10 protein-coding genes are annotated in these 11065 nt (G+C 64.9%); 3 read left to right on the forward strand and 7 right to left on the reverse strand.

Going from position 1 to position 11065, the window contains the following annotated elements; translation table 11 throughout:
- Positions 1–42 precede the first annotated feature (42 nt).
- The gene (locus ACSU1G_RS02350; protein ID WP_439278282.1) at positions 43–1785 is read right to left on the reverse strand and encodes a DEAD/DEAH box helicase; all 1743 of its coding nucleotides are present in this window, start codon (positions 1783–1785) and stop codon (positions 43–45) included.
- 141 nt (positions 1786–1926) lie between these two features.
- On the opposite strand from ACSU1G_RS02350, the gene ACSU1G_RS02355 reads away from it, so the two are divergent.
- Complete coding sequence (locus ACSU1G_RS02355) at positions 1927–2754, forward strand: SGNH/GDSL hydrolase family protein (RefSeq protein ID WP_439278283.1); 828 nt, start codon at positions 1927–1929, stop codon at positions 2752–2754.
- Here the strand turns inward: ACSU1G_RS02355 and ACSU1G_RS02360 are convergent, their stop codons facing one another.
- A complete protein-coding gene (locus ACSU1G_RS02360; RefSeq protein WP_439278680.1) occupies positions 2755–3555 on the reverse strand; it encodes a TrmH family RNA methyltransferase in 801 nt (266 codons plus the stop codon).
- Positions 3556–3670: 115 nt separating this feature from the next.
- On the opposite strand from ACSU1G_RS02360, the gene ACSU1G_RS02365 reads away from it, so the two are divergent.
- Entirely contained in the window at positions 3671–4510 is an 840-nt protein-coding gene (locus ACSU1G_RS02365; protein ID WP_439278284.1) for a Sir2 family NAD-dependent protein deacetylase, read from the forward strand.
- The gene (locus tag ACSU1G_RS02370) at positions 4507–5091 is read left to right on the forward strand and encodes a histidine phosphatase family protein (protein WP_439278285.1); all 585 of its coding nucleotides are present in this window, start codon (positions 4507–4509) and stop codon (positions 5089–5091) included. The genes ACSU1G_RS02365 and ACSU1G_RS02370 overlap by 4 nt, the downstream gene beginning before the upstream one ends.
- 17 nt (positions 5092–5108) lie before the next feature.
- Here ACSU1G_RS02370 and ACSU1G_RS02375 read toward each other — a convergent pair whose 3' ends face one another.
- The 5 genes from ACSU1G_RS02375 to ACSU1G_RS02395 are packed head-to-tail and all read right to left on the reverse strand — an operon-like array spanning position 5109 to position 11039.
- The gene (locus ACSU1G_RS02375) at positions 5109–5915 is read right to left on the reverse strand and encodes an HpcH/HpaI aldolase/citrate lyase family protein (protein ID WP_439278286.1); all 807 of its coding nucleotides are present in this window, start codon (positions 5913–5915) and stop codon (positions 5109–5111) included.
- A 1-nt stretch (position 5916) separates the two neighbouring features.
- Positions 5917–6399: a MaoC family dehydratase gene (locus ACSU1G_RS02380; RefSeq protein ID WP_439278287.1), complete on the reverse strand. Its 483-nt coding sequence runs from the start codon at positions 6397–6399 to the stop codon at positions 5917–5919.
- Positions 6399–7547 carry an acyl-CoA dehydrogenase family protein gene (locus ACSU1G_RS02385; protein WP_439278288.1) on the reverse strand — a complete coding sequence of 383 codons (1149 nt, stop codon included), beginning with the start codon at positions 7545–7547 and terminating at the stop codon, positions 6399–6401. The genes ACSU1G_RS02380 and ACSU1G_RS02385 overlap by 1 nt, the downstream gene beginning before the upstream one ends.
- Positions 7537–9480, reverse strand: a complete 1944-nt coding sequence (locus ACSU1G_RS02390; RefSeq protein ID WP_439278289.1) for an acetyl/propionyl/methylcrotonyl-CoA carboxylase subunit alpha — start codon at positions 9478–9480, stop codon at positions 7537–7539. The genes ACSU1G_RS02385 and ACSU1G_RS02390 overlap by 11 nt, the downstream gene beginning before the upstream one ends.
- A 5-nt stretch (positions 9481–9485) precedes the next feature.
- Positions 9486–11039 carry a carboxyl transferase domain-containing protein gene (locus tag ACSU1G_RS02395; RefSeq protein WP_439278290.1) on the reverse strand — a complete coding sequence of 518 codons (1554 nt, stop codon included), beginning with the start codon at positions 11037–11039 and terminating at the stop codon, positions 9486–9488.
- Positions 11040–11065 lie beyond the last annotated feature (26 nt).

Here is an 11065-nt window from a genome sequence, read left to right on the forward strand (position 1 = left end):
CGGAATGCCCTGATTGTCAGCATTTCGGGGTTCCTAATGGCGTCAGGTGCGCACGCGTTTGCGCAGTATCTCGATGCGTGATTGAAGCTGAGTCACTGTCGCTTGGGCGACGGCGGGCCCCCCGCAGATTCGGCGCAGTTCGGCGTGTACGGCACCATGTGGTTCGCCGGCCTGGCGGGCGTACATGCCCACCAGACTGTTCAGCAACTGTCGTTGCTCACGAAGTGTGCGGTGCAGCGGTTGAGGAAGCGTCGTGACCGTCTCCGGACCTTCCGCTGCTTCGCGCGCCTCACGAATCTTCGACTGACGCGATTGGCGCTGCATGAGAAGTTCGTGGACGTGCTCGGGCTCCAACAGGCCAGGAATCCCGATGAATTCTTCTTCCTCAGCCGTTCCCGGCTCCGCGAGCTGGCCGAAGTCCTGTCCTTCGAAGACAACACGGTCGAAGTGCGCGAGGGACGAGATCGCTTTATAGCTGAATTCCTCGGTCAGCGCGTCAGAGGTTTTCTCCTCGCGGTTCGCACTATCCAGCAGCGAGTCATCGAGGCCATCATCGTCTTTGCTCTGACGATCGAGTGCGTGATCGCGCTGTTTCTCGAGTTCGTTCGCGAGAGTCATCAGCACGGGAACGTTGGGCAAGAATATGCTCGCGGCCTCACCGCGGCGCCGCGCCCGCACGAATCGGCCGATTGCCTGGGCGAAGAAGAGCGGCGTTGAGGAGGATGTGGCGTACACGCCGACAGCGAGTCGGGGAACATCGACGCCCTCGGACACCATGCGCACCGCGACCATCCACCGGCTGGTGTTCGCGCCGAACTTCTCAATGCCTTCGGATGCCGACGCATCGTCAGACAGCACGATGGTGGGTTGTTCCCGGGTGATGCTGTGCAGGATCTTCGCGTAGGCACGAGCGACCGTCTGATCAGTGGCGAGGACCAGCCCACCAGCATCCGGAATGTGGTTGCGGATCTCGGTGAGGCGCCGATCTGCCGCAGAGAGCACGGCAGGCATCCACGCGCCCTCCGGATCCAGCGCTGTGCGCCAGGCCTGTGAGTTGACGTCCTTGGTGTTGTCTTGCCCGAGATGGGCCTCGAGCTCGTCTCCCGCGCTCGTTTGCCAACGCATCTTGCCGGAGTACATGTGGAAGAGGACCGGTCGCACGACGCCGTCAGCGAGGGCACGTCCGTAGCCGTAGGCAAAGTCAGTGGTGGAGACGCGCGCACCAGACTCATCCGGCGCATACGTGACGAATGGGATCGGAGCGGTGTCGCTGCGAAATGGCGTTCCTGACATCAACAGCCGCCGCTTTGCCGGGCCGTAGGCGTCGCGGATCGCGTCACCCCAGCTGAGGGCGTCACCGCCGTGGTGCACTTCGTCGAGGATGACGAGAGTCTTGGCGTCTTCGGTCAGATGGCGGTGAAGAGACGACTTCGCAGCCACCTGGGCGTAAGTGACCACAACGCCGTGATACTGCCGGGACGGCGCCCAGTGGCTGTTGAGGAATCGTGGATCTAGGCGGATGTGCACGCGCGCCGCCGCATCGGCCCACTGCGTCTTCAGGTGCTCGGTAGGTGCGACCACGATCACGCGGTTGATCTCTCCGATGCGGAGCAGCTCGACGGCGAGAGTAAGTGCGAAGGTCGTCTTTCCTGCGCCAGGGGTGGCGGAGACGAGGAAGTCTCGCTGATCACGGGCGAAGTAGACCTCGAGGGCCTCTCGCTGCCAAGCACGGAGCTTGTCAGCCGTTCCCCAAGGGGCGCGCTGGGGGAAGGACGGAGAGAGCATCAGATCAAGGGTAATCGGTACCTGTGACATCGGATGCCCACCTGACGCGGTGTCCGGCCCTGCGGGTAGGCTCATTCTCTGCGTGGCCGCGATCCATGGCCGCGCATGCTGCGAAACGCACATACTGCGAAGGAGAGCACGATGACTGATCCGGAATCGTCCCGCACCCCGTATGTTCCGATCGGCGGCGCGCACCCGTGGCGCCGCTTCGTCGCGATCGGCGATTCGTTCACCGAGGGCATCGGCGATCCGGATCCGGCATCTCCGGGCGCCCACCGAGGCTGGGCGGACCGTGTCGCAGAGGTGCTGTCTCAACAGGTGGCCGACTTCGCCTATGCGAATCTCGCCGTGCGCGGCAAGCTCATCGCGCAGATTCTTGCTACCCAGATCGAGCCGGCTGTGGCCCTTCGCCCTGACCTCATCTCGATCTGCGCCGGCGGCAACGATGTGATCCGTCCCGGATCAGACCCCGACCTGATCGCAGACCAGCTCGACGATGCGGTGTCGCGGTTATCCTCGACAGGGGCCGCTGTCCTGATCTTCACCGGTATCGACACCGGGTTCACGCCAGTGCTGCGCCCATTCCGAGGCAAGGTCGCGATCTACAACGAAAATGTACGCGCGATCGCTGACCGCTACGACTGCGTCGTCGCCGATCAGTGGGCCTTGAAATCTGTGCAGGACTCGCGGTTCTTCGCCGATGACCGTCTGCACTTCAATCCGCTCGGCCACCACGAAGTCGCACGCATGGCGCTCAGAGCGCTCAACGTGTCGAACGTGCTACAGCCGATGCAGCCGGACCCCGCGCCCGTGCGCACGTGGCGCGAGGCCCGCGCTGAAGACCTTGGCTGGGCACGCGAGCACCTCGTCCCATGGGTTCTGAGGCGAATCCACCACCAGTCCTCGGGTGACTTGATCACCGCGAAGCGGCCGGATGCCTCGCCGATGCAACTGCCAGACACGCAGTAGTCAGTTCGAGAGGGCCCACAGTGCGACCGCTGCGGCAGAGGAGACGTTCAGCGAGTCCACTCCCCCGCGCATAGGAATCGTGACGACCGTGTCTGCCGCATCGAGTGCCGTGCGGGAGAGCCCATCGCCTTCCGTCCCCAGCACCAGCGCGATCTTGTCAGGTCGTGACGCCGCATAAGTGTTGAGCGACACGGCATCGTCGCTCAAGGCCAGCGCTGCGATCTCGAAGCCCGCGGCATGCAGTTCTGTGACGGCGTCCGCCCAATCGCCGAACCTGGTCCACGGCACCTGGAATACGGTGCCAGTACTCACCTTCACGCTGCGGCGATAGAGCGGGTCCGCGCAGCGTGGCGAGACGAGCACCGCGTCAGCACCGAGCCCTGCCGCAGCACGAAATGCGGCTCCGACATTCGTATGCTCGATCAGATCTTCCAGGATGAGCACCAGCCGCGCACCATCCAGGACGTCGGCGAGGCTCGGCAGTTCTGGGCGATGCATCGAAGCGAGAGCACCGCGATGCACGGCGTAGCCGGTGACAGCTTCGGCAACGTCGTCAGGCACGACGAACACCGGGGTGTCAGTTCCGGCGAGGAGCTCCTGGATGCCGGTAACCCAGCGGCGCTGGACGAGTACCGAACGCGGCACATGGCCCGCAGCGATCGCCCGTTCGATGACCTTCGCGGATTCTGCGATGTAGAGGCCGCCCTGCGGCTCCTGCACACGGCGCAGCGCGGTGTCGGTGAGATTTCGATAGTCGGCGAGGCGAGGATCGGCTGCGTCGGTGACGTGCTCCAGGTGCATGCGTTCCACTCTGCCATTTCACACCGGAGCCATTTCACACCGCAGCCACAGCACGCGCCAACCGCCGCACGCCCTCGGCAAGTGTCCACGCCGTAGACTCGTTCGGGGAGGTTCCGTGACCGTGACGACACATGTCGACCTAGCTGCCGACATCGCCAAAGCCGCCGAGCTGCTGCGCGGACGCAGCATCGCACTCCTCACCGGCGCCGGAATTTCCACAGACTCTGGCATCCCCGCATATCGCGGAGAAGGTGCCCGCGTCCGTGCCGATCCCATGACCGGACAGCGCTACCTCGCCGATGAAGCGGCCAGGCGCCGGTACTGGGTGGGTGGCCATCTCGGATGGCGCGCATTCGCCTCGGCAGAGCCGAACGCCGGACACATCGCCCTCGCCGATATGGAGCGTGACGGCCTCGTCTCAGGTGTGATCACGCAGAACGTCGACGGTCTTCATCTGCGAGCGGGCAGCGCGCGCGTGATCGAAGTGCACGGCACCATGCGGCGTGTGACGTGTCTGCGCTGCGGTCAGGTGTTCGACCGCAGAGACATTGCCATGCAGATCGAGCAGTCGAATCCGTGGATCATGTTGCCGGAGAACATCGAGCTCAACCCTGACGGGGACGTCGCGCCGGAGACGACCGAGAACTTCATCGTGCCCACGTGCACGGTCTGCGCGGGGATGCTGAAACCCGATGTCGTCTTCTTCGGCGAATTCGTGCCCACCGACCGATTCCGCGCCGCTGAATCGCTGCTGCGCGCGAGCGATGCCCTGATCGTCGCAGGTTCATCCCTCGTGGTGAACTCCGGTGTGCGCATCGTCGAACGCGCTCGCCGCCGTGGCATCCCCCTGATCATCATCAATCACGAGCCGACGCGGGCTGACTCCTGGGCGCATGTCACGCTCCCCGGCGGCACCGGCGACGTGCTCCCTGCTCTCCAGGAGTTGCTGAAGTGACGCTATTGACCCTCGTGCGCCATGGCCAGACCGATTGGAATCTCGCTCGTCGAATCCAGGGTTCGACCGACATCCCCCTGAACGCCACAGGCCAGGACGATGCCCGTGCAGCGGCAGCCCTTCTCGCAGATGGTACGCATCATGCGATCTACGCGAGCCCGTTGGTGCGCGCGCATGAGACAGCGCGGATCATTGCGGATGAACTGGGCCTTGCCAGCCCCGGGCTCGTTCCCGACATGCGCGAGCGTTCCTTCGGCGAAGGTGAGGGCATCCTCGTCGCCGACTATCTCGCGCAGTACGGCGATTGGCATGCGACCCCGCCTGGCTCGGAGACGCTCGCAGGCGTGTGCGAGCGGGCGCTCGGCGCGCTGGATTCGATCGCACGCCATGCCCGTCTTCGCTCGGCGCCTGTCGCAGAGTCGGTGATCGTCGTCACGCACGGTGGCGTGATCCGATCGCTCCTGAATCACGTCTCCAGCGGAACACTCCCGCGGGAGGGCGACATCCTCCGCAACGGCTCCGTGCACCGCTTTGAGGCTTCGCCCGGCGTGCTGCGGCTATTGGAGTCGATCGCCGCCTGAGCAATTTGTTTGACCGATTACCGCGCCCGTGCCATCGCGACGCGCGCATGCCGAAGCAACGGCTCATCGATCATCTGCCCACGAAAGCGGAAGACACCCCGCTCCCCCTCGGCTGCTGCCAGCACATCGTGCGCCCACTCGCGCGTCGCCGCATCCGGGGCATAGGCCTCACGGATGACAGACACCTGACTCGGATGGATGCACGCCGTCGCCGCGAAGCCGGAGGCCGCCGCATCCGTTGCTTCGTCGGCGAGGCCAGCGATGTCTTCGATATCGATATGAACCGCATCGATCGCGGCCTTGCCCTGTGCGCGCGCCTCGATCAGCACTCGAGATCGCGCGTAGCGCGCCACGTCACGGTAGGTACCGACCGCTCCACGACTCGATGTGCCGCCCAACGAGGCAACCAAATCCTCGGCCCCCCACATCATCGCGATGACACGTGGATGCGCCGCGATCTCCGCCGCACGGCTGATCCCCCGGGCTGTCTCGCACAGGGCGACCAGCGAGAACGCATCGTCGAACAGGTCGAGGGACGCGGCATCCTCTGTCTTCGCGACCATCACCGTGCGAAACGGTGACTGCTCGATCATGGCGAGGTCGGGCGCGAATTCGGCGGTGTCAGGGGCGTTGACGCGCACGATCACCCGGGCCGGATCCAGTGTTGAGGCGAGCACATGAGTGCGCGCGATCGCCTTTGCATCTGGCGCGACAGCATCCTCCAGATCGAGGATTACTGCGTCGGCGCGTTCGTACGCCTTCGTGAAGCGTTCCGGCCGATCCGCCGGACAGAACAGCAGCGCAGGACCCGATTCGAACGTCATCTCACTCCTTCGCCGTCGCACTCGGCAGGCAATGCACAAGCGCGACTCTGGTCGCGGTGGCGACCACGACGCCGTCCTGATTCCGCCCCGTGTGCGCGATCGTGCAGATGCCCTGCCCCGGACGTGACGACGAAAGGCGCTTCTCGGTGATGACACTTTCGGTGTACAACGTGTCACCGGCGAAGAGCGGATGCGGGAATGTGACGTCTCCGAGCCCCAACTGCGCAACCAACGTGCCCTGGGTGAGCTGCGCGACCGATGCTCCGACCATCGTCGACAGTGTCCACATCGAGTTCATCAGCCGCTGGCCGAACTCCTGCGCTTCAGCGAATGCCGCGTCCAGGTGCAGTGCCTGCGTGTTCATCGTCAACGTCGTAAACACCACGTTGTCTGCCTCGGTGGCGGTGCGCCCCGGACGATGAAGGTAGCGTGCCCCCACTTCGAACTCCTCGAAGTAGAGCCCCCGCTGGACGATGTCAGCCATCACGTCAGCCCCAATCCACGAGCGATCACCAGCAGTTGCACCTCGGTCGTGCCTTCGCCGATCTCGAGGATCTTCGAGTCACGATAGTGCCGCGCGACCGAGAACTCGTTCATGAATCCGTTGCCGCCGAAGATCTGTGTCGCGTCGCGTGCATTGTCCATCGCGGCGTCTCCCGCCACCAGCTTCGCGATCGCGGCGGGTTCGGCGAACGGCTTTCCGGCGTCCCTCAATCGCGCAGCGTGGCGCCATGCCAAGCGAGCGGTGTGCACCCGTGCCCGCATGCGTGCAAGGGTGAACTGCGCATTCTGCCGCGTGCTCAGCGCGCTGCCGAAGATCGTGCGGCTCTTCGCATACTCGACCGCGGCCTCCAGGCATCCCTCGGCGGCGCCAGTAGACAACGCAGCGATAGCGATGCGTCCTTCGTCGAGGATGCTGAGGAAGTTCGCGAATCCACGTCCCTCTTCGCCGAGAAGATTTTCCGCCGGCACTCGTGCGCCGTCGAACGTGAGTGGGTGGGTGTCGGAGGCGTGCCATCCGACCTTGTCGTAGGGCGGTTCGACGGTGAACCCAGGCGTGCCGTTCGGCACGATGATGGTGGAGATCTGTTTGCGGTCTCCGCTCACCCCGGTGACTGCGGTGACCGTCACGAAGCGGGTGATGGGGGTGCCCGAGTTCGTGATGAACTGCTTTGCACCGTTGATGACCCACTCGTCGCCCTCGCGGCGTGCGGTCGTGCGCGTGGCCCCTGCGTCACTTCCGGCTTCCGGCTCGGTGAGTCCGAACCCGGCCAGCGCGCGCCCGGCAAGAAGGTCGGGCAGGTACTCGGCGCGTTGGGCATCCGTACCGTAGCGGAACACTGGCATGGCGCCCAGGCTGACGCCCGCTTCCAGCGTGATGGCGATGGACTGATCCACGCGGGCAAGAGCCTCGATTGCGAGGCCGAGCGCAAAGTAGTCGCCACCTTGCCCGCCGAGCTCTTCCGGGAAAGGGAGCCCGAACAGCCCCAACTCCCCCATCTGGGCCACGACGTCCATCGACAGGGTGTGTGTGCGGTCCGCCTCGTATGCCTGTGGTGCGACAACCGTATCGGCGAAGTCGCGCACCATGGCGCTGAGCTGGGTCTCTTCTTCCGTCAGATCATGAGTCATGCTGTTCCTCCGTCAGGGTGTTGTCGGATGTCACGGTCGCGACCAACTGGTCGCGGCGCACCTGATCGCCGGCCGCGACCAGGAGGTGCACCGTGCCATCATGCGGCGCGAGCACCGGATGCTCCATCTTCATCGCCTCGATGGAGACGAGCGGCTGGCCTGCGGTGATGATGGAGCCGTCCTCGACATGTACGGCGACGACGCTGCCCGGCATGGGCGCGCGGGCTTCGGGACTCGTCTCCGAAGCAACCGGATGCTGCGATGCCAGCCTGTGCCGCATCCGCTCGCGGCGGTCGAGCGGGCGCAGGCGTGCTGTGTGTCCGGACTCAGTGACCCACACCGCACCTTCGGCGTCTGTCGCTGCTGTCGCTGCTGTCGCTGCCGTGGCATCCCCATCGTCTGCGTCCAGCACATCACCCTCGTCCGTGAGGAACCCGATCTGACGCGCGGATGTGTCCATCATCTGCGCCCACGTGGAGCCAGCTCTCCGAGAAGGGTCTTGCTGCATGAGACCGGGCTCCTGACGGGCTGTCTCATGCAGGAACTCTTGTCTCGCCGCGGTGAGCATGGCGTGGGACGGATGCTCGACCGGCAGTGGCAGCATCGTCTCGATGAGGCCGGTATCCAGGTCGCCGCTGAGCACACGTGAGTGCGTGACCAGTTGCCGCAAGAATGCGACGTTCGTGTCGACGCCGAGAATAATCGTGCGCGCCAGAGCCTCGTCGAGACGCAGGAGCGCGGTTTCACGGTCGGGACCGTGTGCGATGACCTTCGCGATCATCGGATCGTAGAATCCGGTGACTTCGCTGCCGGTCTCGATCGCGGCATCCACTCGTACGCCATGCGGCGCATCGAAGCGCAGAATGCGGCCGGTCGATGGCAGGAAGCCGCGCTCGGGAGATTCTGCGTAGATGCGTGCCTCGACGGCGTGGCCAGACAGCCCCAGCTGCGCGGGCAATGCCTCACCGGCGGCGACCGCCAGCTGAAGCGCCACCAGATCCAGGCCAGTGACGGCCTCAGTAACTGGGTGCTCCACCTGCAGGCGCGTATTCATCTCGATGAAGAAGAATTCTTCCGGCGAGTCGGCGTCGACAAGGAACTCCACTGTCCCTGCCCCGACGTAGTCGACGCTGGATGCCGCGCGCACGGCGGCCTCGAACAGACGTTCTCGCACGCCAACCGGCAACCCTGCAGACGGCGCTTCCTCGACCACTTTCTGATGCCGCCGCTGCAGTGTGCACTCGCGCTCACCGAGCGCGATCACCGTGCCGTGACTGTCGCCGAAGACCTGCACCTCGATATGCCGAGGCCGGGAGATCAGTCGCTCCAGCAGGAGCGAGTCGTCGTTGAAGGCCGCCGCGGCGATGCGCCGTGCCGAGGCCAGCGCAGTGCGGAGACCGGCAGCCTCGGTGACGACCTCCATACCCTTTCCTCCGCCTCCGGCGCTCGGCTTCACGAGCAGCGGATATCCGATCTCGGCCGCGCGCTCGGATATTTGTTCATCGGTGAGACCGGCGGCGTCGAATCCAGGGACGACCGGTACGCCATGTTCGGAGACCTGCTCGCGAGCGGCGACTTTATCGCCCATGATCTCAATAGCCCTGATCGACGGGCCGATGAAGGTGATTCCGGCCTCTGCGCAGGCCTCAGCCAGCGCAACGCTCTCAGAGAGGAAGCCGTACCCGGGGTGGATCGCCTGCGCGCCGGTCTGCTGCGCCGCACGCAGGATGGCGTCCACGCTGAGGTACGAGTCGGCGGACGCCGCGGGACCGATCAAGACCGCGACGTCCGCGTCGCGCACATGTGGCGCCGTGGCATCCGCCTCGCTGTAGACGGCGACGCTACGCACTCCGCGCTCACGCAGCGTGCGGATGATCCGACGCGCGATCTCACCTCGGTTGGCGACGAGCACAGTATTGAATCCTTCGACCATGGCATTCACATCCTGAAAACGCCGAAGCGCGACTCTGGCAGCGGGCTGCGGGCGACGACATCCAGCGCGAGTCCGAGCAGATCGCGTGTCTGGACTGGATCGACGATGCCGTCGTCCCAGAGCCGGGCGGTCGCGTAGTACGGCTCACCCTGGGTCTCGTACTGATCGCGGATCGGTGCTTCGAACGCCGTGCGTTCCTCGGCGCTCCAGCGCTCGCCGCGTGCAGTGAGCTGGTCTTCCTTCACCGTGGCGAGCACGGATGCTGCCTGTGTGCCACCCATCACCGAGATACGACTGGCTGGCCACGTCCACAGGAAGCGTGGCGAATATGCGCGCCCGCACATCGAGTAGTTACCCGCGCCGAAGGAGCCACCAATGATGACGGTCAGCTTCGGTACCCGGGTCGTGGCCACCGCTGTCACCATCTTGGCGCCGTCCTTCGCGATGCCGCCGGCCTCTGCGTCAGAGCCGACCATGAACCCGGTGATGTTCTGCAGAAATAGCAGCGGAATACCGCGCTGGTCGCACAGCTCGATGAAGTGCGCACCTTTGAGTGCCGATTCGCTGAACAGCACTCCGTTATTGGCAACGATGCCGATGGGATGACCATGCAGCCGGGCGAAACCGGTCACCAACGTGGTGCCGTACTCGGACTTGAACTCACGGAAGGAATCTCCGTCGATGAGTCTGGTGATCACCTCTCGGACGTCATATGCGGCGTTCACATCAACGGGGACGACCTCATACAGGCTGGACAAGTCAGCGGGGGCACGGGATGCCTCGACTTCCCATGCCGGGGCTGCCGGTGGCGGTAGCGTCGAGACGATGTCGCGCAGAATCTCCAGCGCGTGCTCATCGTCCTCCGCCAGGTGGTCGACGACGCCAGAGCGTCGGGCATGCAGCTCACCCCCACCGAGATCTTCGGCGCTGACAATCTCGCCGATCGCTGCCTTCACAAGTGGCGGCCCGCCGAGGAAGATCGTTCCTTGGTTGCGCACGATCACTGTTTCGTCGCTCATCGCCGGCACGTAGGCGCCACCCGCCGTACAGGAACCGAGCACCGCCGCGAGCTGCGGGATGCGCGCTGCGCTCATCCGTGCCTGATTGAAGAAGATGCGTCCGAAGTGATCACGGTCAGGGAACACCTCATCCTGCTTCGGCAGGAAAGCACCGCCAGAATCTACGAGGTACAGGCAGGGCAGCCGATTCTCCAGTGCGATCTCCTGGGCTCGAAGATGCTTCTTGACCGTCATCGGCAGGTAGCTGCCGCCCTTCACAGTCGCGTCATTGCAGAGCACCATCACGTGGCGACCATGCACCAGTCCGACTCCGGCGATCACGCCGGCGCCTGGTGCATCCCCGTCGTACATGCCGTCAGCCGCGAGTGGCGCAACCTCGAGAAAGGGACTCCCCTCATCGAGCAGTCGCGTGATGCGCTCGCGGGGCAGCAGCTTGCCGCGCGCCACATGGCGCTGTCTTGAACGCTCCGGACCGCCCGCTGCGGCGGTCGCCAAACGCGCGCGCAACTCGTCCGCCAACATCTCCTGGGTGGGGGGCATCGTGATGTCCTCCTCGACTCACGTGG

Source organism: Microbacterium sp. A93, assembly GCF_051842835.1.

Bases quoted from the DNA above. Each gene is read 5' to 3' on its own strand.
- ACSU1G_RS02350 (WP_439278282.1), bottom strand. From the start codon at position 1,785: ATGCTCTCTCCGTCCTTCCCCCAGCGCGCCCCTTGGGGAACGGCTGAC.
- ACSU1G_RS02355 (WP_439278283.1), top strand. From the start codon at position 1,927: ATGACTGATCCGGAATCGTCCCGCACCCCGTATGTTCCGATCGGCGGC.
- ACSU1G_RS02360 (WP_439278680.1), bottom strand. From the start codon at position 3,555: ATGCACCTGGAGCACGTCACCGACGCAGCCGATCCTCGCCTCGCCGAC.
- ACSU1G_RS02375 (WP_439278286.1), bottom strand. From the start codon at position 5,915: ATGACGTTCGAATCGGGTCCTGCGCTGCTGTTCTGTCCGGCGGATCGG.
- ACSU1G_RS02380 (WP_439278287.1), bottom strand. From the start codon at position 6,399: ATGGCTGACATCGTCCAGCGGGGGCTCTACTTCGAGGAGTTCGAAGTG.
- ACSU1G_RS02385 (WP_439278288.1), bottom strand. From the start codon at position 7,547: ATGACTCATGATCTGACGGAAGAAGAGACCCAGCTCAGCGCCATGGTG.
- ACSU1G_RS02390 (WP_439278289.1), bottom strand. From the start codon at position 9,480: ATGGTCGAAGGATTCAATACTGTGCTCGTCGCCAACCGAGGTGAGATC.
- ACSU1G_RS02395 (WP_439278290.1), bottom strand. From the start codon at position 11,039: ATGCCCCCCACCCAGGAGATGTTGGCGGACGAGTTGCGCGCGCGTTTG.